Below are 22,675 nucleotides of genomic sequence, written 5' to 3' on the forward strand. Positions count from 1 at the left end.
CCATGCGTGTCCTGCTGCCCGATCTGCCCGAATTCCACGCCCTCTCCGGCCACGATGAACACGGCGTTCCCGGCGTGGAATTCGCCTTTTATTCGCAGGACCACGTTCCCGGCGAGGCAGCCGAGGGCGTGGTGCTGTGGCTGGCGCGTGGCGAGACCCGCGAGAAGTTGCTGAGGACGCCGGGCCTGAAATGGGTGCTGACCCTGACCGCTGGGATTGACCACGTTCAGCCGCATCTGCCGCCCGGCGTGGCCCTGTACAACGCCAACCGCCTGCATGACCGTGCCGTGGCCGTGCATGTCGCGGCGCTGATGCTCTCGGCCATGCGCGGCCTGCACCATTTCCGCGACGCCCAGCACGAGGGGCGGTGGAGTTCGGCCCGAAACCCGAACGATTCCGGCCTGCACACGCTGGACGGGCAGAAGGTAGCGATCTGGGGCTACGGCCACATCGGTCACCTGCTGGAAGGGCTGCTGACGCCGTTTGGGGCAGAGGTCAGCGGTATTCGCAGTACTACCCCGGACCTCCAGCGCGATGGGCTGCTGTCCCGTGCCGACTGGGTGGTGTTGCTGCTGCCCAGCACGTCAGATACACGCGGCATCGTGAACGCCGAACTGCTGGGCAGGCTCAAGCCGGGGGCATGGCTGGCCAACGCCGGACGCGGCAACCTGATCGTCACCGATGACCTGCTGGCCGCCCTGGATTCCGGTCATCTGGGAGGTGTGGCGCTGGACGTGACCGATCCCGAACCGCTGCCGGAAGGGCATCCTCTGTGGGCACAGAAAAACGTGATCATCACGCCGCATATCGCCAGCACCACCACCGATCTGGTGGCGCGTGGGGCCAGTCTGACCCGTGATTTCCTGCTGACCATGCACCAGGGCCAGGAACCCGAAGGCCGCGTGCTGGACGGGCAGAAGTATTGAACTGGGCATAAAAAATCCCCTCTTGTACAAGTTGAGAGGGGAAACAGTCCAATTCAGCTTCGGCTAAATCCCCACCACCGTCAGCACCCAGTTCTGCACCGTGCGGATGAACTGGCTCAGGGGTTCGCGGGCCAGAAAAATGAAGCCGAAGACGAGGATAAGGCTGTAGGGCAGGGCCTCAAACTGCGACAGGCTGCGCCCCAGCGACGGCACCAGCGCGCCCAGAATCCGGCTGCCGTCCAGCAGCGGAATGGGAATCAGGTTAAAGACTGCCAGCACCACATTGATGCCCAGCACGGTCAGCAAGATGGTCAGGCCGATCTGGGTGATGGGCAGGACTTTGAGCAGCACCGCGCACAGAAAGGCGATGACGAGGTTGCTGATCGGCCCGGCGGCGGCCACCCACAGCGTTCCCCAGCGGCCCAGATTGTTGGGATTGATCGGCACCGGTTTGGCGAACCCGAAGCCCGCCACCAGCAGCAGTAGCGTGCCAATCGGGTCCAGGTGGGCCAGCGGATTGAGGGTTACGCGCCCATACCGGCGCGGCGTGGGATCGCCCAGCCGATCTGCCGTGTAGGCGTGTGCGAATTCGTGGACGGCAAGAGACAGCACCAGCGCCAGCGCGATGATGATGAACGCCGTGGGGTTAGAGGTCAGCAGACTGAGAAGGCCCATATCTTCTCATTCTACGGGCCTTTACTGGGGGCGTTCGGTTGCCAGATACCTTTGGAGGGCCGAGCGCTCCTCCTCCTGGCTGCTGATTTTCCCCTCCTGCCTGAGTTGCGCCAGATGCGCCAGCGCCTCGCCCACCGCGCGGCCCGGCGGCACGCCCAGCGCCAGCACGTCGCGCCCGGTCAGCGGCACCGGGGCGTCCGGGCGCAGCAGACCGCGCAGCACCCGCTCTGGCGTGCCGTCTGGAAAATACATATCTGAGAGGGCGCGGGCCAGCAGCGCGGCGGGGCGGTTCCCCAGGCCCAGCCGTTCGGCCAGCCGCTCCGGGTCAGGTGAGGCGTGCAGCGCGGCAGCCGCGTAAAGCTGGGGCGAGACAGGTTGTCCAGCGTCCTGAAGTTCATCCAACTGTTCCAGCCACTCCACGCCGGGCAAGAATTCTCCCGCGCCCCACCCCTCCAGCGTGCGTGCCGCCGCACCAGGCCGCGCCTCCGAGAGCAATAGCTTGAGTTCAGCCCATAGGCGCGGCGTCTGCTCAGATACAGCCAGAGCTTCCGGCACCTGCCGCAGCAATTCCGGGTCTGCCGTGAACCCCAGACGCGCCGCCAGCCGCGCCGCTCGGATCAGACGGCTGGCGTCCTCGTGAAAGGACCGGGGGTGCAGGGGCCGCAGCACCCGCGCTTCCAGATCGCTCAGGCCGTTCAGTTCGTCCAGCAGCGCCAGCTCGCCCCCTGGCCCGATCAGCAGGGCCAGCGCATTGACCGCGAAGTCCCGCCGCCGTAAGTCATCTTCCAGGGTGCTGGGGTGGGGCACGGGATTTTGCCCCGCCACCGGGTAAGACTCACGGCGGGCGCGGACAAGATCGGCCCCCCGGCCATCCGGCAGGGTCACGGTGGCGTTCTGGAAGGCCGGATGGTACAGAAACGGCAGGGCTGAAGCGCGGGCCAGGGCCTGAATGTCGGTGCCTTCCGCCACCACGTCAAGGTCCTGGGGCGTCTGTTCCAGCAGCGCGTCCCGCACCGCGCCGCCCACCAGCGCCACGCGGGCGTGCGGCCCCGCCAGCCGTGCCAGTGCGCCGAGCCAGTCACGGTCTTCGGGGCGAAGGCGATTCCAGATCAGGGGGGCGAGGTCCGTCATGGTTGCAGTGTGGCAGAGGGACCAGTCAGGCAGTCGCAGGCCCGATCAGAGAAGACCGGCAGAATAGCCCCATCTGGACTCCGATTGAATCGCTTGCAAAATGATAAAGACCCGAGCGGATGCGAAGAGAGGCGGGTTCCGGGCGCAGAGGGTAGAGATCAGAGCTGTTCCAATCTCTACTGCGTTACAAACGGCAGTCCGTATCAGTTGATGGGTGTGGCCGCGATCTTGCCCAGGTTGGTGGGGTACACCGAGATCGTGTACTCGTCGGTGGCGTTGGGCAGGCGCAGGGTGGTGCCCACCGTCTGGCGGGTGGTGGCCACCCGGAGCGTCACGCCACTGACCGGCACCGTCGCGCTGCTGTTGGTGGGCAGGAAACTGAACATGCTGTAGGCGCTGGCTATGGTTGTGAACCCAGGGGTAACAATGGTGGGGGCCACGAAATCGGCCAGCAGGTTGGCCGTGCCGTTTTGAGGCACTGCGGGCACTGCTGCCGGGGGGAAGACCGTAGGCACAAAGCTGGCGGGCATGTTGGCGCGGTACTCGGCCAGCACCCAGGTTGCCGCGTTATTGGCGTTGCTGCCGGGGTCAAGCCACGGTGTCGCCGTCACACCACTGATCCACACCGAGCGCACCACCGGGTAATAGGCCACGAAGCGGTAGCAGCCGTTGGCGTTGGTGGCGCAGGCCAGGGCCGTGTTGCTGGGCGGCAGGATCATTGCCAGGATGGGGTGGGTGCTGGTGTTCCAGCTCTGGTTGCTGGTGACCGGATTGCGGGTGGTCACTGCACTTGACAGTGTCAGCGTTTGCCCAGCAGGGTAGATGTACCACGCCTCGCGCAGCTTGCCCACGATCAGTTGCTGAACGTTCAGGACCTCCTGTTGCAGATCGGCGCGGCTGCTCGACTGCGATGAGATCCGGGTGCCCTGCGTGAAGAAGGACAGCAGTGCCCCCAGGACAATGCCCATCAGGGCCATGCCGACCAGCAGTTCCACCAGGGTGAAGCCGCCCGTTTGCGGCGCTGCGGCGCGGTTCACTGGGGCCTCAGCAGATCAAGGGTCAGGGTCACATCTTGCGGGCCGGTGCCCGAACTGACGATCAGGCGGCGCATCGGGTAGGGCGTGGCCGTGCTGCCGCTGCCCATCTGAACGGGGGACACTGTGGGGCAGGTGGCCGAGATCGTGACGTTCACTGCGCTGGGATTGGTCTGCACGACACCAGAGCCGTTGATCGGTTGCGCCCTGGAATTCAGATTGATGTACTGTGCGCTCAGGCCGTCCAGGGCCACCGAGGTGTTCGGCGCACAGGCCCGGTCATAGTAAAGAGACAGGGCGGTCCCGGCGGGCGGCACGGCCCAGGCCCCCCGGATGCTTTCCAGCAGTTGCTGGGCACGCGCCGAGGTGTCCAGTTGGCGCTGGCTCCGTTGGTTGAGGCTGAGGGTTCCAGTCAGGGTGCTGGTCAGTACGGCGGCCAGAATGCCGAGAATGGCGATGGAGACCAGAATCTCGATCAGGGTAAAGCCCTGAGATGCGGCCTGGGCGGGCGGGGAACGGAAACGTTGATTCATGTTCATTTCAGGATGCCCCGGTCAGAATGACCTTGCCGGTCACGCCGACGATTCGGATTTCCAGCGCGGCGACGCCACCCGCCGGACTCTGGACGGTGAAGACGCTGCCCAGATTTGTCAGTTCGCCGTAGGGGGCCTGATAGGTTGTGGCCGCCGCCGTGCCCGCGCCGCAGTTGGTCTTGCACACCAGTTTGATGTTGTTGGGCAGGGTCCGGGCCTGACCGTCCACGCTGTAGCTGCCGCTCGCCGTGCCTTTGGACGTGGTGATGGTCACATTGGTGCTGCCGCGCTGGGCCAGCGAACGCGCCCGCTGAAAGTCGCTGGCGACCTGATTGGCGGCCTCGCGCAGTTCTGCGGTGCGGATGCTGCGAATCAGGCTGCTGCCGAAGATGCCCCCCAGAATCCCGATGATGGCGATGACCACCAGAACCTCAATCAGAGTGAAGCCAGACATCTTGCCCCTCACGGCGCGGTCCCCTGCTTCCAGATCAGATCGGAGAAGTCACCGTCACGGCTGGAGGCGTCGTAGAAGTCCCACTTGGGCGAGACAGGGTAGTACGGCGGCGACAGGCCATCAAGGAAGCGGCGGTCATAGGAGTAATCGCGTCCGTAGCCAGCCTCGTAAGCCTGATTCTGATTGGCGTATGTTTTACATGAACCGTTGGAATTATATTTGGTACAGACCTGAACAGTACGCGTTCCGAATGAGCCGTTCGCGCCGTAATACTTCTCTACCAGTGAGCCGGTAAAATTCACTGCCCCTCTCGATCCTCTGTCCGCATCATCGTAACCGTCTACGGTAAATTCCTTCTGGCTGGCCATCATGGCCGTTTGAAGAACCACGTTGTCAGGAGTCTGTCGCCCGACGATGACGTTGCCTCCGCTGCTGAACATTCCCAGCACGTTCTGCCGATCCGAACAGGGCGGCGTCACCTGTACGCTGGCGTATTCGTCGTAGCGGCAGGGGGTCTGTGACATGGCGAGGTCGCTGCGAACGGTTACGTCTCCAGTGGCGGCCAGTGTGATGCCCGAGAACGAGGCCAGTGCCGGACGGGCCTGGACCACCGAATTGGAATCGGTGTAATTTCCGCGTCCCGGGCCGAGGATACTGACCCCACCATTCTTATAGATCACTCCGTTGAATTTTCCAGTGATTGATGTCCACGCGCCATTCCCAATCTTTTGCTGCATATTTTTGTTCGCATCAACCCGGTAAGTGGTGTTGCTATAGGTGTAAGTGCAACCATTGATATCGAAATTTGAATTGCAGCTCACACCCGTCGCAGGCTTGATGTACTGATAGGCTGGGCTGGGTTCAACCCACTTACGCTGATTTGCGTCGTACTGGGTCACTTGGTTTCCGTTGGCATCACCGACGTAGAGTTGTACACCTACCTCAGTGCTGCCAAGGGTCAAACCGCGCTCATTAATCAGGGGCTGGCCGTTCTCGTCCAGACCGTTGGCCGCGTTGGCCTGATTGCTGGAGTTTGTTGGAAACGGTTGGTATTGACCGGCGAAGTTGGGGGTAATGCCGTTGTAATTAACGTTCACACCATTATTCGCAATGTAATTCTGAATGGCCGTACTCTTCGCGGTATCTGTTCCCGAGAAATTGCGGTTGGGAGTCGGAGTACCAGTGGTGGCAACCCGTACACCAGGCTGACGGGTGCAGGTGATTTCGGTGGCATTTTCGATGCGGTCGATACACCCGGCGCTGGTCAGCTTGCCACTGAAGCTTGGATTGTTGTTGCCCGTACTGCTGTTGAACGCAAACACGTCATTGGTCTTGAGCGGACCCTGAAAATTGGTTCGACTGGTGAAATAGATAATGCCCCCTGCTTGTGAGGTCTGATAGTCGGTCTGAACAGTGGCTTCCAGCAGGGAAGGTTGCACGATGTCGAACCACCACTGGCCCGTATCAGTGCCGCTCGCCGTAACCACCCGGCGCACCCGCCCCGTAGACTCGGTGGCCGCTGAGTCCAGTTGCTGCACTCCCAGGTAAATCCGGCTGTGGTTGGCGGTCAGACGCAGCACGCGGGTAATCCCTACCTGCGTGCTGAGGTTCACGTTCCCGGAGGTGGAGGTGGAGCGCTGGGTCAGCAGCGTTTGCCAGAACGCCTGACGGGCTTCAGGTGTCGCTGCCGGTGCCTCGCCCGTCGGCAAGACCCCGTAGGCTTCAGGTGTCACGATATTGGCAAACAGCGCGAATTGCGACGCAGAATTCAGGTTGGCAGGCTTGCAGGACTGGGCTGTGGGATAGAATTTCTCGCTGGCGTCGTCGTTTGGATCAAGGGTGCGGTCCAGAAAGCCGCGCGCATTGGGTTCCCGGCCCTCGTACATATCCTGCCAGTTCGAGGTTCCGCAGAGGCGAAAAACCCAGTCTTGAACGGCGGTAATCTTGATGTTGGGGGCCAATTTCATGCCTGCGCCGCCCACAATACGCGGGCTGTTGAACGACAGCATGGCCTGCACGTCCTGCAAGCGGCTGCGCGCCAGCGCTACTCCCGACTCGGCGGCATACTGCGCCCGCAGCGTCGATGCCTGATCGGCGGTGGTCTGGCGGCTGCTCAGTCCCAGGCGCAGGGAGGCGGCCAGCACCCCGGCCAGCAGCAGCAGCGTGAATAGCACCACGATGATCATCGTCGCGCCCTGCGTGATCTGGGCGTGTGCGGAGAGACTGGATTGGGCCGGGCGGGTATCCGGTAGTTTCCTGAAAGTGGGAGGGGGAAAGGGTTGAAGGGGCATGACCCAATTCTGCGTCCCAGACCCTGCCAAAACCATTACCCGAACGGGGTTGCCATCCCCCCCAAATGTGTGTTCTCGGCAGTATTTTACTGACCGAGTAGGCAGTTCTGGCTAGTTCTGGCCTGCGCGTCCCATCAGATACAGCTCCAGAATCTGCACCGCCGCCGCCTCGTCCTCATCGGCGGCCCCCAGTTCGCGGGCGCGGCGGGTGGTGAAGCGCTCGTCCTGATAGGCCACCGCGTAACCCTGTTCCACCAGGATTTTCCCGAAGGCGCGAATCCGGTCTGCCGAGGGGCTGTGCAGGCCGTCGGTTCGCAGCGGCAGCCCCAGCAGCAGCAGCGTCGCCCCGGTTTCCTTCACTTTCAGGCGCAGCGCTTTGAGGTCCAGGGGCAGGCGTTTGCGGTCCAGGCTGCCGCGCCCGAAGGCCAGCCCCCCCATGTTGACTGCGAAGCCGATGCGCGATTTGCTCACGTCCAGCGCCAGCACCTTCGGCGGCGGTGTGGGGGGCAGATCGCCGGATTCGGGGGGCCGCTGCTCAGTCATTCCCGCGAGTGTAGCGAAGTCTGGCCGGTGGGACGCTAGGCTGGGCAGCATGACCCACGACAGCGTGATCCTTTCGCAGACCCGCGCGGGCGTCTGCACCCTGACCCTCAACCGCCCAGACAAGCTGAACGCCGCCAACGACGAGCTGTTGCTTTTGCTGACCGCCGAACTGAAGGAGGCGGAGGTGGACCCCGCCGTGCGGGTGGTGGTCATCACCGGCGCGGGCCGGGGCTTCTGCGCCGGACAGGACCTCGGGGACGTGTCAGGGCGCGACATGACCTTTACCGAACACCTGAACGCCACCTACAACCCACTGATCCGCACCATCCGCACGCTGGAGAAGCCCGTGATCAGTGCGGTCAACGGCGTGGCAGCGGGGGCAGGGGCCAGTCTGGCACTGGCCGGGGACATCCGGCTGTGGGCGCAGTCGGCCCGCCTGATCGAGATTTTTTCCAACATCGCCCTGGTTCCCGATTCGGGCAGCACCTGGTTTCTGCCGCGCCTAGTGGGCTACAGTCGCGCCTTCGAGCTGATGGCCCTGGCAGAGCGCGTGGATTCCGCCGACGCCCTGAAGATGGGCCTGTGCGAGCATGTCTTTGCCGACGAGACGTTCATGGACGAGGTCCAGGCGTATGCCGAGCGGCTGGCGGCACGCCCCGCCAACGCCCTCAAGCTGACCAAGCAGGCGCTGAACGACGCGCTGACGGGCACGCTGGATCAGGCACTGGATCAGGAGGCGGCGTTGCAGCAGCTCGCGGGGGACCACTGGGAACACCAGGAAGGCGTGACGGCCTTCAAGGAAAAACGCGCACCGAACTTCGTGCGCGCCCAGGACTGAGTTTTTAAAGGTTCGCTGGGTTTACATATCCAGCGGATCGGATTTCTCGCTGGCGCGTTTGCCCTCTTCGAGCATGCCCTCGTGGCGGGTGAACTTGTCGCGCTCGCCTTCCTTGCCCATGCTGGCGGTCTTGTCGCCGGGTTCCAGCAGTTCGTCGGAGTGCTGCACGGTGGGATCGGGAGCCGAGTAATCGCCATCAGCAGCGTCGTGGTGGCTGCGGTCCGTCTGGTTCAGGTCGATCTTGCCACGCTGCTGCTCCAGTTCCTCTTTGTCTGGACGTGTATTGGTCATGGTGGCCTCCTGCGGAAAGTGGGGTTGCTGTGGGTGGGGTACCGAGGCGGGAATGTTGGGTTCAGTGTCTGCTGCTAAACCGTCCGGCTTGGTGAAATTGGGGCGGTTGCCCGCACCAGAAGGCTCCACATTGCCCTCAGCATCCCTTTCGGCACCGCTGACCCGGCCCACCCCGTCCGGCGTGTACACGGTCATCTCACCGTCCGCTTTCGGGTCCTCGCCCAGTTCGGTGATCAGGCGTTCGCGGGCGCTGATCTCCTCTTCGGCACGGCGGATGTCGTCCTGAACGCCGCCCAGGGTGTCCTTCTCGGCCCCGGCGTGATAGGCGCGGCCCAGGCGGGCAAAATGGCCGTCCAGCTCGCGGCCCAGTTGAAAGATTTCCAGGCGCAGACGGGCCACCTGCGCGACTTCCTCGCCCCGGCGTTGCACGCGTTCCGCCCCACGTTGCAGGGAATTCAGGATGTTATCCAGCATGAACCCAGTCTGCACGCTGGGGGCGCTCAGGCGGGTGAGGGTGGGTTTAGAGATTCTGAGCAGCGGGGCAGGGGCTGCCCCCGTGGTGTGGTCTTCGGGGCAAAAGGGTGCCGCTTCAATTCATCAGTTTCATGTCCCTGGGAACTGCGCCCAGCAGCACGTCCAGCCGGTCTAGCAGGCTGGGGGCGCGCAGGGCGTCTTCACGCTGCTGGGCACTGAGACCCGGCAGCAGGCCCGCAACGAAACTCGCCAGCAACATGGAGTCTTCCGGGGCATTGGCGCGGATCAGGTCCGCCTCCGTGGGGCGCAGGCGCAGCAGGTCACTCAGGAGCTTGCGGGCGCTGGCCTGCACCATTTCTTCCTGGCCGGACAGCACGTCTTCCAGCGGCCACAGCGTCACCTCGGCACTCAGGTAGGGCCTGCTGAAATCGAAGTCCTGCACGGTGAAGCGCTCGCCGCCCACCACGACGATGGTGCTGGTGCCGTCCTCGTGGGTCTGGGCCTGTTGCAGGTGCGCCATCGTGCCCACCCTGGAAATCCGCTCGTGAAAGGGGGTGGACACCTCTTCTGAAGTTTCCACGATCTGGACGATCCCAAACGGTTCACCGCTGGCCTGCGTGTCCAGGAGAAGCGCGCGGTAACGCTGCTCGAAAACGTAGAGCGGCAGTATCACGCCTGGAAACAGCACCAAGTTATGCAGGGGAAACAGGGGAACGGTCATCTGGCCCTCATGGTGCGCCCGTTGGGAGAAAGGGACTTGAGCGGAACCCACAATAAAAAGGTGAAAAACGCTTGGATTTCATTCGGATTGTTCGTTTGCATCAATGTTTTTCCTGCGCCGTGCCCGTCTGGGGACAGGAGCGGGGGGTGCATTCCAGCCCTGTAACTGCTCTGCCGTAACGCCCAGTTCCAGCAACGTGGCGGTGTCCTGCGGCGTCAGTTCCGCGCCCGACAACAGATCGGGACGGCGGGTCAGGGTGCGCCTTAGCGCCTGCTCCCGCCGCCAGAGGGCCACCGCGCCGTGGTTGCCGCCGCGCAGCACGTCCGGCACGCTCTGGCCGTGCCAATCGGGAGGCCGGGTGTATTCGGGGTAATCCAGCAGGCCGCTGCTGAAGCTGTCGGCGCGGTGCGAGTCCGGGTCACCGATCACGCCGGGCAGCAGCCGGGCCACCGCCTCCAGCACGGACGCTGCCGCCGCCTCGCCGCCCATCATCACAAAATCGCCGATACTCAGTTCGCGCGTGACCAGCCCCTCGGTGCGGGCATCGAAGCCCTCGTAGCGCCCGCACAGGAAAGCCAGATGGCTTTTTCTTGCCAGTTCCTCGGCCACCGCCTGCGTGAAGGGTTGACCTGCCGGACTGAACAGAATGATCTCGTCCGCCGGGGGCAGGCTGGCGAGTGCGCGCTCGGCCACGTCCACCCGGATCACCATGCCCGCGCCGCCGCCGTAGGGCGTGTCGTCCACTTTCATGTGCTTGTTGTCCGCAAACTCGCGCAATTGCACCAGCTTCACGTCCAGCAGCCCGCGCTCCCTGGCCCTGCCGATAATCGCCTCATTTGCAAAGGGGGCCAGCAGTTCAGGGAACAGGGTCAGGAAGGAGAAGGTCAACACGGTGGAATTCTCAAGCGTCTTCCTGCTCTGGCTCGTCCGTTTCATCGTCCAGGTCGCCCAGCAGTCCTTCCGGCGCATCGGCAGTCAGCGACAGGGAGCTGGGCCGTAACTTGGCCGTTAGATTCACGGTCACATACGGCGCTTGCAGCGGAATCAATGCCTCTCCACCCTCATGCGTGACCACCAGCAGATCCTGATGCCCGGCGTCCAGCACGTCCTTGACCGTTCCTAACTCCACGCCTTCCGCGTCGCTGAGGGTCAGGCCGCGCAACTCGTGGAAGTAGTACACGCCGTCTTCGGGGGTGGGCAACTCATCATCGGCGGCGTAGACGTTCAGGCCGCGTAGCGTTTCGGCCCCCTCACGTGAGGACAGACCCGCCAGTTGCAGGGCCACGCCGGGAGCGAGCTGAGTGGTCCGCACCACCCCCAGCCAGCCGCGCCCCTCCACGTACACCCGCCTGAGTTTCTTGAACTGCGCGGCGTCGCCCAGCACGTAGACCTTGGCTGCGCCCTGAACGCCGTGTGGTCCCAGGAAATAGCCCAGACGGGTAATCTCGGTTCCTGCCGCCGTATTCGGATCAGTCACGCTCAACCCTTGCGCGGGGCGTCCAGGTCGACGTTCACGCGCTCGCGGGGGTCACTGGCGGCGCGCACCAGCGTGCGGATGGCCTGGATCACGCGGCCCTGCCGTCCGATCAATCGGCCTTCCTCGCCGGGGGCGACGCGTACCATCACGGTTGGCCCCTTCTTGGACACGCGCACCAGCGACGGCTGATCCACCACGCTTTGCGCCAGGAACAGGGTCAGGTCAGTCGGATCGCTTTTCATGGCGTGCATTCTAAAGGGAGTGGCGTGACGGCAGGCTGACAGACGCACGGGGAAAACGAAAAAGGCCCCCGTAGGAGCCTCATTCTTAAATTCAGACGTTCAGGAAAACTTGACGCCCTGCGACTTCAGCAGGCGACGGGCGGTATCGGTGGGCTGTGCGCCGACGCCGATCCAGTACTGGGCGCGCTCGTTGTTGACCTTCAGGTACGTCTCGGAGGTCTTGCGGGGATCATAGTGACCGATGTTCTCGATGTAGCCACCATCGCGCGCGACGCGGCTGTCGGTCACGACGATGCGGTAGTGGGGGTTATGGGTGGAACCAAAGCGGGACAGGCGAATCTTGACCATGATGGAGAACCTCTGATTTGCGTCTTCACGCGTGTATTTGAAGGTGTTGCACCCGCAAGGATGGCGGGGATCATACGGGCCGACAGCAGCCAACCGGGCCGCGCACCGAAGAAGAGTATCAGAGCCGGAGGCGGGGAGGCAAGGGGCGCGAGGCTCCCGGTCCCGCTGCTTCTGCCCAGCTTGACAGTTCGCCCACCCTGGCCCGATGGTGCGCCCATGAGCGACACGCCCCCCCGACGCGCCGAACTGCTGACCCGGCTGGCCTCCCAGGTGAAGGTAGAGGGGCAGTTGCCCGTCTATCTCCAGCTTCGACAGGCGCTGACGGAGGCCATAGGTGACGGCGTTCTGGAACCTGGCGCGTCTCTGCCCGCCGTGCGTGCGCTGGCCTCGGCGCTGGGGCTGGCCCCGAACACCGTGGCCAAAACCTATGCCTTATTGCAAGAGGACGGCCTGACCGAGAACCGCGCCGGGGCCGGAACGCGCGTGCGGCCAGACAGCGCGGCAGGGCAACAGGGTGGACTGCTGGAGTTGCGGCGGCGGGTGCGGGAATTGAAGGCTGCTGGGATCAGCGATGCGGAACTGAGGGCTGTTGTTGATGAAGAGCTGACAGGTGAACCGTCTATAAGTGTATGTGGTACACAATCACCGGGCAGAGTAGGATGAGGCCCATGACACAAGCCACTGAAGCGGGTCTCGAACAGCTCAGCATCAACACCATTCGCACCCTGTCCATCGACGGCGTGCAGGCCGCCAACAGCGGTCATCCGGGCGCGCCGCTGGGCATGGCCCCGATGGGCTACGTGATCTGGCACGATTTCCTGCGCCACAACCCTGGCAACCCGCACTGGCCGGGCCGCGACCGCTTCGTGCTGTCGGCGGGCCACGCCAGCATGCTCATTTACAGCCTGCTGCACCTGACGGGCTACGACATGCCGTTGCAGGAGCTGAAAAACTTCCGGCAGTGGGGCAGCAAGACCCCAGGTCACCCGGAGTTCTTCCACACGCCGGGGCTGGACGCCACCACCGGGCCGCTGGGCCAGGGCGCGGCGATGACAGTGGGCATGGCGATGGCCGAGCGTCATCTGGCCGCCCAGTACAACCGCGACGGCTTCGAGATCTTCAACAATTACACCTACTCGGTGATGGGCGACGGCGACTTGCAGGAAGGCGTCAACCACGAGTCCGCCGCGCTGGCCGGACACCTCAAGCTGGGCAAGCTGATCTGGTTCCACGACGACAACCACATCCAACTGGACACGCCCACCGACAAGGCCGAGTCCGAGGACACCGCCGAGCGTTACCGCGCCTACGGCTGGGAAGTGCTGAAGGTGGAGGACGGCAACAATCTGGAGGAAATCCGCGCCGCCGTGATCAACGCGCGCAACAACACGGCGCAGCCCACCCTCATTCAGGTGCGGACCATCATCGGCTTCGGCAGCCCGCGCGCCGGGACCAGCAAGGCGCACGGCGAGCCGCTGGGGGCAGACGGTGTGGCCGCGACGAAAGCCGCGCTGGGCTGGGATTACCCCCCCTTCACCGTGCCGGACGGCGTAGCGGAGCATATGGATGCCAAAGAGCGTGGCGCACAGCAGGAACAGGAGTGGCAGGAATTGATGGACGGCTACCGCGCCGCGCATCCTGACCTGGGCAAGGAAGTGGACGCGCTGCTGGCCCGCGAACTCCCGGCCAATCTGGAAGACAGCCTGCCCAAATACGAGGTGGGCGGCAAGGCGATGGCGACGCGCAACGCCAGCGGCGAGGCGATCAACGCGCTGGCCGCCGTCGTGCCGGGCCTGATGGGCGGCAGCGCGGACCTGTCGGGCAGCACCAAGACCACCATCAAGGACGCGGAAGTCCTGAACCCGGATCACTACGCCGGGCGCAACGTTTACTTTGGCGTGCGCGAGTTCGGGATGGCCGCCGCCGCCAACGGTCTGAGCCTGTACGGCGGTATCCGCCCGCTCGTGGGCACGTTCATGGTCTTCGCCGACTACCTCAAACCCGCCTTTCGCCTGAGCGCCATTCAGATGCAGCCCGTGACCTACGTGCTGACCCACGACAGCATCGGTCTGGGCGAGGACGGCCCCACGCACCAGCCGATTGACCAACTGGCCATGCTGCGGGCCGTACCAGGGGCGCACGTCATCCGCCCCGCCGACGCCAACGAAACATCGGTGGCGTGGCAGATGGCCCTGGAATACGAGAAAGGCCCCACGGCACTGGCCCTGTCCCGCCAGGACCTGCGAATTCTGCCCCGCAACCCTGAGGGCGTGAAGAAGGGTGCATACGTCTTGCAGGATGCCGAGAACCCCACCGTGATTCTGGTGGCCAGCGGCTCGGAAGTCGGGCTGGCACTGGACGCCGCCGAGGCGCTGGGTAAGGCAGGCACCGCCGCCCGCGTCGTCTCCATGCCGTGTATGGAAGTCTTCCGCGAGCAAGATAAGGGCTACCGCGACAGTGTGTTGACCCCTGGTGTGAAACGCATCGCCATTGAAGCCGCCAGTAAATCCCCCTGGTACGAGTGGGTGGGGCTGGAAGGCGCGGTCATCGGCATGGACACCTTCGGGGCCAGTGCCCCCGCCGAAATCCTGTTCGAGAAGTTCGGCTTCAGCGTGGAGAACGTGGTGAAGGTGGTCAAGAGCATTCTCTAACCGTTAATTTCGTTTTCGGGCCATCCTGAACCCTGCCCCCTTCCATCCTCTCCGTGAGGTGGGAGGGGGTTGTCAGTTGGGGGCTGCTATTCATGGCGCGGCCAGCTCTTACTGAAACGCCGAGGCGTCCAGCGTGACCGTCACGTCCTGCTTCTGGCCACCGCGCAGCACGGTCAGGTCCACGGTGTCGCCCTGCTTCTTGTTGATCAGGGCGGCTTGCAGGTCTTCTAGCGCGTCTACCGGCTGGCCGTCGGCGGCCACGATCACGTCGCCGCCCAGGCTGATCACGCCGCCCCGGAACTCCTGGGTACGGGTGCCGCCCTTCAGCCCGGCGGCGGCAGCGGGCGTTCCGGGCTGGACCTGACCCACCACCAGTCCTGTGTCGGGCAGTTTCAGTTGCTGCTTGCCCTGGCTGGTCAGTGCGCCCAGGCCCACAGCCATCTGCCCCCGCTGTCCCTGCACCACCAAGCCCACGCTGATCCCGATGCGCGGCAGGGTCACCACGCCGCCCTTCGCCGCTTGCAGGCGCGGCAGCAGGTTCTTGGCGGCGTTGATGGGAATGGCAAAGCCCACGCCTGCGCTCTGGCCCACACCGTTGGCTTGGCCGCTGGGTGAGAGAATCTGGGTGTTGATCCCGATCACCTCGCCCGCGCTGTTCAGCAGCGGTCCGCCGGAGTTGCCGGGGTTGATGGCCGCATCGGTCTGGATGGCCTTTTGCGTGATGCCCTCGCCGCCGCCCGAGAAGCCGATGGGAATCTGGCGCGCGGTGCTGCTCACGATGCCCTGCGACACGCTGAAATCCAGGCCGAAGGGTGCGCCCATCGCAATGGCTTTCTGGCCCACCTTCAGGCTGTCGCTGTTGCCCAGCGGAATGGGCCGGATCAGCGATTTGTCCAACCCCTCGGCGCGGATCAGCGCCAGATCGTACTGCGGCGCGTAGCCGATCACCTTCGCCGCCACCGTCTTGTCCTGATTCATCACCCGGATGCTGATCTTGCTGGCCCCGCCGCTGCCGCCGCCGCCCTCGCCCGCCACGACATGGAAGTTGGTCAGGATATCCCCGGCGTCGTTGACAAAAAAGCCGCTGCCCACGCCCTGCTGCACCTGCGAGCCGCCGCCGCCCATCATGCCGAAGGGGTCCTGCGCCGCCACCTGCTGCTCGGTGCTGATGTAGACCAGTCCCGGCTCGAAACGCTGCACCACGTCGATGGTGTTCTGCTCGTACTGCAACCGCGCGCCCGCCTTCAGCCCCAGCGCGTCGGGGGCGGCACTGTCGCCTGCATTGCCTGTGGCAAAGGGAACTGCTGGGTTGTCTGTTGAATTGGCTGAAGTTGTCTGTGTTGCACCGGTCTGTGCTACACCCGTCTGGGCCGAATCGGCCTGCGCCGGAGCGGTCTGGGTTGTCGTCTGGGCAGTGGTCTGCTGCGATCCGGTGTCGCACCCGGCCAGCCCTACGGCGAGGCCACCCAGCAGCAGGGCCGTTGCGGTTGCTTTGGCGTTCATAGGTTCAGTATCCCCAGTTGGGGTGCGCTCAGCATAAGAGCGGATGCGGCAAGGGCTTCACCCATGCTTTCCTTGCAGGATGCCTGATCTCAATGCGGCCATCCATGAGCTGAAGAATGCGCTGGGCGATTATCTGGAGGGTGGGCGGCAGGAAGGCGTTTTTCACGTCCAGATCGGTGGGCCGGGTAGCGTGCCCGCACTGTCTGGGCTGGACCTTCCCGAACTTCATCTGGACCTGATGCCGGAGCGGCCCAGCGAGGAGCAATGCCGCGTACTGGAATCCTTGGGCTACGTATCAGAAGGGGAATTTTACCTGCACCCCGCTGGCTGGCGGCTGGTGCTGCCCGATCACAGCAGCGGCTGGAGAGCCGAGCAACAGGCGCTGCGGGCGTTGCTGCTGGAAGATTCGGACGCCGCGAGCCGCTACCGTCAGGTCTTTCTCGCAGAGGGGCGGCAGATGGCAGACGAGGCGCTGAAAGCTGAGGCCACCGCCCACCACGCCCGCACTGTGGGCTTTGGCCCCTCGCAAATGGTGGCTGGGATGCTGGCCGAATTGGACGCGCCGTGGATGTTCGCCGGGGGAGTTGCGCTGGACCTGCATCTGAACCGGATCACCCGCCCGCACGACGATCTGGACGTGGCGGTGGCCCGCGATGCCCAGCCCCAGCTTCTGCAACTGCTCTCGGATTGGAAACTGGACGCCCCGCAAGGCGGCATGTACCAGCCCTGGACCGCCCCGCTGGAGCCACCGCTCCACCAGATTCACGCCCGTCACCCTGCCTTGCCGGATGTGCTGATGCTCGACCTGTTGCTGACCGACCTGAGTGACGGGCTGTGGCACTACCGCCGTGACCCGCGCGTAACGCTGCCGCTGGCTGAAGCGCGGCGATGGTCCCCTGATGGATGGCCGTATCTGGCCCCGCAGGCGGTGTTGCTGTTCAAGGCCGCCGCAGACCGGAAGCTGCGTGGCAAGGATGCGCGGGATTTCGAGCGGATGTGCCCCACCCTGGATGGACAGGCGCTGAAGTGGCTGCGGGGTGCGCTGGAACTGCTTGACCCTGAGCATGAATGGCTGGAACGCCTGCACTAGAAAACCCCTCTCCGCAGGGGAGAAGGGTTGTTTGAGGCCGGTCCTCTACGCCTGCGCCCGCTCCACCGTGGCGTCCAGCGCGGCAATTTCCCCTGGCGTGATGTGGTATTTCTCGCCGCACCAGTGGCACACGACTTCCTGGCCGCCGGTGTCCATCATGTCCTGGCGTTCCTCGGCGTTAAAGAACTTCAGGCTGTCCTCGGCCTTCTGGCGCGAGCAGCGGCACCCGAAGCGGGCAGCCTGTGCGCCGGGAGCCAGCGTCAGGCCCAGCCCCTCGGTCACGCGGTTCATCACGTCCAGGATTCCGCCCCGGCGCAGGCCGTCGGTGATCTGGCCCAGCGCGCGGATGTTGGCTTCCAGATGGGCCAGCGTTTCATCCGATACGCCGGGCATGGCCTGAACCAGCAGACCGCCCGCGTGGGCCACCCGTCCGCCTTCCTCGTAGACCCCCAACAGCACGGCATTCGGAATCTGCTCGGAGACGCCCAGGTAGCTGCTGATGTCCTCGGCGATCTCGCCGCTGACCAGTTCGATGCTGCCGGTGTACGGCTCGCCGTTGTCCAGCAGCCGCGTGACCGCCAGTTCGCCCACTGTGCCCACGATGCCGCTCACGTCCAGCTTGCCGTCCGTTTCGCGCAGGGGCAGGTCCGCGTCGGGCTGGCGCACGTAGCCGCGAATCTGGCCGTCGGCGCTGCCCTCGGCGACGATCCAGCCCACCGGGCCGCCGCCCTCCACGCGCACGGTCACGCGGCTGTCGGGTTTCTTGCCCAGCACCACGGCCAGCAGCGCCGAGGCGGTCAGCGTGCGCCCCAGGGCGGCGGTGGCGGTTTTACTTAAATGGTGGCGAAGTCGGGCGTCTTCCACGATGCGGGTGGACTCCATGCCCACCAGCCGCAGCGTGTTGCCTGCCGCCGTGCCGCGCAGCAGGAAAGAGTCGGAAATAGAAGAAGCAGTCATTAGGAAATCTTACACGAAGGCGCTCAATTCCGGCTGTGGGAGGTCTTTCATTGTTGGCCGTGCGGATGGGCTGAAAGGGCCGTCTGACACGGCGGCCTGGACATCCCATGTAGCGCTTTTGTTCCCAGGGAGCCGCTATGCACCTGACGGGCCGATTGCCGTCTGGAGAAAATCTTAGTAATGTTCCTAATTCGCTCTCATGGGCGTTGTCTAAGCTGATCTGCTGAACAATTTGCGTGTGCAACACTGTTTCGGCAATGTCTTCTTCTTCTCATTTGAACACTTTCGTTCTGATCACCGAGATTTCAGACTTCACCCGCCTCAATCAACCTTCTCTCAAGGAGTGACCCCATGACCATTTTCAAGCCATCCAATAAAAAAGTTCTGAGCGCCATTGCCCTGACCACCCTGACCTTGAGTCTGGCGGCGTGTAAGAACGACACGGTCAGCAGCACGACCACCGATACGACGACGAGCGACAGCGCAAGCAACGTGGAGCCTACCGGCGTTCTGGTCATTCAGGAATCTGCCGACATTCCCACGCTGGACCCCGGCACCACCTACGACACCGCCAGCGGTCAGGTGGTGGAAAACCTGTACGAGACGCTGGTGACCTACAAGGGCAACAGCCTGTCCGAACTCAAGCCGCTGCTGGCCACCGAGTGGCAGGAGGAAAACGGGGGCACCGGATACCGGTTTACCCTGCGTGACGGCGTCAAGTTCCACACCGGCAACCCCTTCGAGTGCAAGGACGCCGAGTACACCTTCCGCCGCAATCTGGTGACCAACACCAGCGACAGCGGCAACTGGTTCCTGTCTGAAAGCCTGCTGGGCACCCAGAGCAACGCCAACGATGACAAAGGCGTGACCTGGGCAAAGATCACCGACGCCGTGAAGTGCGACGGTCAGACGCTGGTGTTCAAGCTGCCCAAGGCCGATCCTGCCTTCCTGGCCAAGCTGGCCTATACCGGTCAGGGCATCGTGGACAGCGAACATGCCAAGAAGATCGGCGAGTGGGACGGCACCGAGGCCACCTGGAAGGCCGCCGTGGGCAAGGACATCACGGGCAGCCCGCTGTCTCAGGACCCCAGCGGCACGGGCGCGTACAAGTTGCTGGACAAGACGGCCACCGCCGTGACCGCCACCGCTTTCCCCGACTACTGGGGTCAGAAGCCCAGCATCAAGGACGTGATCCTCCAGAAGATTCCCGAGCAGGCCGCGCGCCTCCAGGCTTTCGAGAAGGGTGACGCCGACATTGTTGAAACGGGTGGCCGTTCGATCATCGAGGCGCAGCTCACGGATAAGCCCGGCATCGCCATTCTGGATGATCTGCCCAGCACCAGTGCTTTTGGCATCAGCATGAACCAGAAGATCAGCGGAAAGGGGGCCATCGGCAGCGGCAAGCTGGACGGCAAGGGCATCCCCGCCAACTTCTTCAGTGACGCTGACGTGCGCCGGGGTTTCGTGGCGGCGTTCAACACCCCGCAGTACATCGAAGACGTGCAGAAGGGTAAGGGCGAGGCCCTGAATTTCCTGTTGCCCACCAGCTTCCCTGGCTATGACCCGTCCATCGAAGCCGCCGCTTACGACATCGACGCGGCCACCGAGTACTTCAAGAAAGCCTGGGACGGTCAGGTGTGGGACAAGGGCTTTACCGTGAACGTGTCCTACCGTGCAGGCAGCGCCACCGCCCAGACCGGGATGGAAATCCTGAAGAAGAACATCGAGTCTATCAGCCCCAAGTTCCGTGTGAACATCGTGGCCAAGGAATGGAGCCAGATCATCAAGGGCAGCAACCAGGGCAGCGAGGCGATGGTCATGACCGGCTGGGCACCCGACTACGCCGACGCGGACAACTTCGTCTACACCTTCTACGATTCCAAGGGCTACTACAACCCCCGGATCAACGCCAAGGACGAGCAGATCGACACCTGGATCGGCGAGGCGCGCAGCATCACCGACACCGACAAGCGCAACGCGCTGTACGCCGATATCGCCAAGCGGGCCATTGATCAGGCGTGGTACATCAACATGCCCAATCAGCCGGGCGTGCTGGCCTACCGTGACAATCTGAAGGGCGTCAGCCTGGAGACCTTCAACCCCATGCTCTCGTTCACCACCGGGACGTACTGGAAGGATCTGAGCAAGAGCTAACCTGCTTTCTGAGTTTCCGGGGCCACCTCTCCAACTGGGGGGTGGCCCTTCTCTGTGGCAGGGCCGCGTATTCTGCCCCTATGCCCGACTCTGCCCGTGATCCCGACAGTGTTTCTGAACTTGGTCTGCCCCGCCGTATCTCCTTGCTGCTGGTAGACGATCATCCGGTGGTCCGCAAGGGCACCCGCGAACTGCTGGAGGGCGAGGATGACCTGTACGTGGCCGGGGAAGCCGCCAGCGGCGAGGAAGCCATTGCCCAGGCCCGCGCGTTAAGGCCGGACGTGATCCTGATGGACGTCTCCATGCCCGGTATGAACGGTATTGAGGCCACCCGCGCCATTAAAGCCGAGCAACCGCGCGTGGGCGTGCTGGTGCTGACCAGTTACGACGACGACGCCTACGTGTTTGCGTTGCTGGAAGCCGGGGCGGCGGGCTACCTGCTCAAGAACACCAGTGAGGACGATCTGCTGGGCGCGGTGCGGGCGGTGGCTGCCGGGGAAAGTGCGCTGCACCCCAGCGTGGCCCGCAAGGTGCTGGAACGTTTCAGCGCCGCCGCCCAGCCCACCCCGCCCGAGGACAGCCTCAGCCCCCGTGAGCTGGAAGTTCTGCGCGTGGCCGCCACCGGGCGCACCAACAAGGAAATCGCCCGCGATCTGGACATCAGCCCGCGCACGGTGCAGGTGCATCTGGCGAACATCTTTTCCAAGCTGGGCGTGGGCAGCCGCACAGAGGCGGTGCTGTACGGCATCAAGCGCGGCTGGATCGACCCGAAGATGCTGTAGAGGGCCGGGCAGGTCTGATCCCGGCAACAACGGGGAGCAGGTCAGGTGGATAGAGGCGGGCCGCTGTGACCCGCCCGCTACTTCTTCTTTTGCAGAAAACTGAGCCAGCCTGCGCGCTCTGGCCGGGGGCCGGGAGCGAAGTCTTCCAGCTTGATCTCGGCTTCCGGGTGGGGGGCGGCTTCCCAGCCCAGTGGCGTGGCGATCAAGCCGCCGAAGCGTCCGGCAGCGTACAGGGCGTGTTCCTGTTCCTGCGCCTCGGTGAGGGCGCGGGGGTCGGCCAGGGCCTGCAACATGGCCTGCAAACTGTCGTCGTCGCAATTCCAGCAGCCCTGCGAGAAGCTGGCTTCCTTGCCGTAAATCCTGATCCTGACGGGCATGCGTGTTCTCCGGTGTTTCAATCCACGGCCCTGATGGGTGGACAGCCCAATGAAATGAAGATCGGGCCAGGGCTGAGCGGCTTGGGACGGGGCGTAGATTTTAAGACCCGTCCAGAATAGCGCAGCCGCGCCCTGCCCTGCGGCACTTCAGCGAACTTTCTCACCGATCCGCGATTCCTTGCCCGCCGTCAGCCGCTCGATGTTGCTGCGGTGTTGCCAGATCAGCAGCGCGGCCAGGAATAGGACCGACAGCATCAGCCAGACGGGCCGTCCCAGTGCCACCACCAGAATGCCAGCCGTAACGGCCCCCAGAATGCTGCCCGCGCTGACAAAACGGGTCAGCCACATGGTCGCCACGCCCAGCACGAACACTCCCAGCCCGGCCACCGGGTCCAGGGCCGCAATGGTGCCGAAGGTGGTGGCCGCGCCCTTGCCGCCCCGGAAGCTCAGGAACGGGCTGAAGTTGTGGCCGATCACGGCGGCCACTCCGCACAGGCCCACCCACTCTGGCGGCAGCCCCAGCGCGCGGGCCAGCCAGACTGCCAGTGCCCCCTTCAAGATGTCGAACATAGCCACCAGCAGCGCCGGACCCTTGCCCAGCGAGCGCAGCACGTTGGTGGCCCCGCTGTTGCCACTGCCCACCTTACGGATGTCCACGCCGCGCGAACGCGCCAGCCATGACGCCGCCGGAACAGAGCCGATCACGTACGAAACCAGCGCCGCCGAGAGTGAGAGAAAAAGGGTGGACACAATCACGCCCCCGATTGTAGGCCCCAGCACCGCCCCGGTGACCCGCCGGAAAATTGAACTGGGTCTGAGCGCGGCAGCCGGGACGCTCAGGTGGGCGGCGTTTGATTTTCCTGCCCCTACCCGTTACTCTGCTGTGCGCCTGTCGGGTTGAGGGCGGCGGTGTTGGAGCGGTGTCCGAGTGGTTGAAGGAGCACGCCTGGAAAGCGTGTATAGGGGCAACCTTATCGAGGGTTCGAATCCCTCTCGCTCCGCCAGAAATAAAAAAATACGCCCCGAATGGAGAAGTCCGTTCGGGGCGTATTTCCATGTCCGGTGGATGGATGTGGGCCTGTCTCTGATCCTCCTGCAAGTTCTCCACGGCTAATAGGCAGACGGACAGGCTGATATGCAACGCGTACCGCACGACACGAGTGAAAAGAAGAATGTGCTAGAA

At 64.1% G+C, this 22,675-nt stretch carries 24 protein-coding genes and 1 tRNA gene; 8 read left to right on the forward strand and 17 right to left on the reverse strand.

All coding sequences use genetic code 11. The annotated features are described in order from the left end of the window. Positions 1-2: 2 nt before the first annotated feature. Positions 3-926, forward strand: coding sequence for a D-isomer specific 2-hydroxyacid dehydrogenase family protein (locus DAAJ005_RS03700; RefSeq protein ID WP_151845934.1), 924 nt, complete (start codon positions 3-5; stop codon positions 924-926). Positions 927-989: 63 nt separating this feature from the next. Here DAAJ005_RS03700 and DAAJ005_RS03705 read toward each other — a convergent pair whose 3' ends face one another. The 7 genes from DAAJ005_RS03705 to ruvX all read right to left on the reverse strand — a co-directional run bounded on the left by DAAJ005_RS03705 (position 990) and on the right by ruvX (position 7,587). Beyond that, positions 990-1,601, reverse strand: coding sequence for a site-2 protease family protein (locus DAAJ005_RS03705; protein WP_151845935.1), 612 nt, complete (start codon positions 1,599-1,601; stop codon positions 990-992). Between the two features lie 21 nt (positions 1,602-1,622). Then, complete coding sequence (locus DAAJ005_RS03710; RefSeq protein ID WP_151845936.1) at positions 1,623-2,732, reverse strand: CCA tRNA nucleotidyltransferase; 1,110 nt, start codon at positions 2,730-2,732, stop codon at positions 1,623-1,625. 203 nt (positions 2,733-2,935) lie between these two features. Next, the gene (locus tag DAAJ005_RS03715) at positions 2,936-3,769 is read right to left on the reverse strand and encodes a PilW family protein (RefSeq protein WP_226342554.1); all 834 of its coding nucleotides are present in this window, start codon (positions 3,767-3,769) and stop codon (positions 2,936-2,938) included. Continuing rightward, a complete protein-coding gene (locus DAAJ005_RS03720; RefSeq protein WP_151845937.1) occupies positions 3,766-4,299 on the reverse strand; it encodes a type II secretion system protein in 534 nt (177 codons plus the stop codon). Before DAAJ005_RS03720 ends, DAAJ005_RS03715 begins: the two co-directional genes overlap by 4 nt. 7 nt (positions 4,300-4,306) lie before the next feature. Next, positions 4,307-4,753 (reverse strand): Tfp pilus assembly protein FimT/FimU, encoded by a 447-nt coding sequence (locus DAAJ005_RS03725; RefSeq protein ID WP_151845938.1) that lies wholly within the window; start codon positions 4,751-4,753, stop codon positions 4,307-4,309. Between the two features lie 8 nt (positions 4,754-4,761). Next, positions 4,762-7,044, reverse strand: a complete 2,283-nt coding sequence (locus DAAJ005_RS03730) for a hypothetical protein (RefSeq protein ID WP_151845939.1) — start codon at positions 7,042-7,044, stop codon at positions 4,762-4,764. A 111-nt stretch (positions 7,045-7,155) separates the two neighbouring features. Then, complete coding sequence (gene ruvX, locus DAAJ005_RS03735; RefSeq protein WP_151845940.1) at positions 7,156-7,587, reverse strand: Holliday junction resolvase RuvX; 432 nt, start codon at positions 7,585-7,587, stop codon at positions 7,156-7,158. 49 nt (positions 7,588-7,636) lie between these two features. Between ruvX and DAAJ005_RS03740 the strand changes: the two genes are divergently transcribed. After that, a complete protein-coding gene (locus DAAJ005_RS03740) occupies positions 7,637-8,425 on the forward strand; it encodes an enoyl-CoA hydratase-related protein (protein WP_151845941.1) in 789 nt (262 codons plus the stop codon). Positions 8,426-8,446: 21 nt separating this feature from the next. Here DAAJ005_RS03740 and DAAJ005_RS18850 read toward each other — a convergent pair whose 3' ends face one another. The 6 genes from DAAJ005_RS18850 to rpsP all read right to left on the reverse strand — a co-directional run bounded on the left by DAAJ005_RS18850 (position 8,447) and on the right by rpsP (position 11,978). Further along, complete coding sequence (locus DAAJ005_RS18850) at positions 8,447-9,190, reverse strand: hypothetical protein (RefSeq protein WP_192930850.1); 744 nt, start codon at positions 9,188-9,190, stop codon at positions 8,447-8,449. A 115-nt stretch (positions 9,191-9,305) separates the two neighbouring features. Continuing rightward, positions 9,306-9,911, reverse strand: coding sequence for an LON peptidase substrate-binding domain-containing protein (locus DAAJ005_RS03750; RefSeq protein ID WP_151845942.1), 606 nt, complete (start codon positions 9,909-9,911; stop codon positions 9,306-9,308). 78 nt (positions 9,912-9,989) lie between these two features. Next, positions 9,990-10,802: a tRNA (guanosine(37)-N1)-methyltransferase TrmD gene (gene trmD / locus DAAJ005_RS03755; RefSeq protein ID WP_151845943.1), complete on the reverse strand. Its 813-nt coding sequence runs from the start codon at positions 10,800-10,802 to the stop codon at positions 9,990-9,992. Positions 10,803-10,812: 10 nt separating this feature from the next. Then, positions 10,813-11,388: a ribosome maturation factor RimM gene (gene rimM, locus DAAJ005_RS03760; protein WP_151845944.1), complete on the reverse strand. Its 576-nt coding sequence runs from the start codon at positions 11,386-11,388 to the stop codon at positions 10,813-10,815. A gap of 2 nt (positions 11,389-11,390) precedes the next feature. Next, on the reverse strand, positions 11,391-11,630 hold the full coding sequence (locus tag DAAJ005_RS03765) for a KH domain-containing protein (protein ID WP_029477680.1): 240 nt from the start codon (positions 11,628-11,630) through the stop codon (positions 11,391-11,393). A 99-nt stretch (positions 11,631-11,729) separates the two neighbouring features. Next, a complete protein-coding gene (rpsP, locus tag DAAJ005_RS03770) occupies positions 11,730-11,978 on the reverse strand; it encodes a 30S ribosomal protein S16 (RefSeq protein WP_029480322.1) in 249 nt (82 codons plus the stop codon). Positions 11,979-12,194: 216 nt separating this feature from the next. Here rpsP and DAAJ005_RS18855 point away from each other — a divergent pair, with 216 nt between their 5' ends. Together DAAJ005_RS18855 and tkt are read left to right on the forward strand one after the other, a co-directional pair. Next, entirely contained in the window at positions 12,195-12,641 is a 447-nt protein-coding gene (locus DAAJ005_RS18855; RefSeq protein ID WP_192930851.1) for a GntR family transcriptional regulator, read from the forward strand. A 5-nt stretch (positions 12,642-12,646) separates the two neighbouring features. Further along, complete coding sequence (tkt, locus tag DAAJ005_RS03780) at positions 12,647-14,629, forward strand: transketolase (RefSeq protein WP_151845947.1); 1,983 nt, start codon at positions 12,647-12,649, stop codon at positions 14,627-14,629. Between the two features lie 108 nt (positions 14,630-14,737). On the opposite strand, the gene DAAJ005_RS03785 is transcribed toward tkt, so the two are convergent. Further along, positions 14,738-16,132, reverse strand: coding sequence for a S1C family serine protease (locus DAAJ005_RS03785; RefSeq protein WP_151845948.1), 1,395 nt, complete (start codon positions 16,130-16,132; stop codon positions 14,738-14,740). 79 nt (positions 16,133-16,211) lie between these two features. Between DAAJ005_RS03785 and DAAJ005_RS03790 the strand changes: the two genes are divergently transcribed. Continuing rightward, positions 16,212-17,222, forward strand: a complete 1,011-nt coding sequence (locus tag DAAJ005_RS03790; RefSeq protein ID WP_151845949.1) for a nucleotidyltransferase domain-containing protein — start codon at positions 16,212-16,214, stop codon at positions 17,220-17,222. Between the two features lie 45 nt (positions 17,223-17,267). On the opposite strand, the gene hslO is transcribed toward DAAJ005_RS03790, so the two are convergent. Further along, positions 17,268-18,179 carry an Hsp33 family molecular chaperone HslO gene (hslO, locus tag DAAJ005_RS03795; RefSeq protein WP_151845950.1) on the reverse strand — a complete coding sequence of 304 codons (912 nt, stop codon included), beginning with the start codon at positions 18,177-18,179 and terminating at the stop codon, positions 17,268-17,270. A 351-nt stretch (positions 18,180-18,530) separates the two neighbouring features. Between hslO and DAAJ005_RS03800 the strand changes: the two genes are divergently transcribed. Both DAAJ005_RS03800 and DAAJ005_RS03805 read left to right on the forward strand, forming a co-directional pair. Continuing rightward, complete coding sequence (locus DAAJ005_RS03800) at positions 18,531-20,333, forward strand: ABC transporter substrate-binding protein (protein ID WP_151845951.1); 1,803 nt, start codon at positions 18,531-18,533, stop codon at positions 20,331-20,333. A gap of 80 nt (positions 20,334-20,413) precedes the next feature. Next, positions 20,414-21,115 carry a response regulator transcription factor gene (locus DAAJ005_RS03805; RefSeq protein WP_151845952.1) on the forward strand — a complete coding sequence of 234 codons (702 nt, stop codon included), beginning with the start codon at positions 20,414-20,416 and terminating at the stop codon, positions 21,113-21,115. 77 nt (positions 21,116-21,192) lie between these two features. On the opposite strand, the gene DAAJ005_RS03810 is transcribed toward DAAJ005_RS03805, so the two are convergent. Next, positions 21,193-21,492 (reverse strand): hypothetical protein, encoded by a 300-nt coding sequence (locus DAAJ005_RS03810; protein WP_151845953.1) that lies wholly within the window; start codon positions 21,490-21,492, stop codon positions 21,193-21,195. A gap of 147 nt (positions 21,493-21,639) precedes the next feature. Then, complete coding sequence (plsY, locus tag DAAJ005_RS03815) at positions 21,640-22,257, reverse strand: glycerol-3-phosphate 1-O-acyltransferase PlsY (RefSeq protein WP_370519815.1); 618 nt, start codon at positions 22,255-22,257, stop codon at positions 21,640-21,642. A gap of 149 nt (positions 22,258-22,406) precedes the next feature. Here plsY and DAAJ005_RS03820 point away from each other — a divergent pair. Further along, a tRNA-Ser gene (locus DAAJ005_RS03820) sits at positions 22,407-22,496 on the forward strand. Positions 22,497-22,675 lie beyond the last annotated feature (179 nt).

Source organism: Deinococcus sp. AJ005 (assembly GCF_009017495.1).
Taxonomy (GTDB): Bacteria; Deinococcota; Deinococci; order Deinococcales; family Deinococcaceae; genus Deinococcus.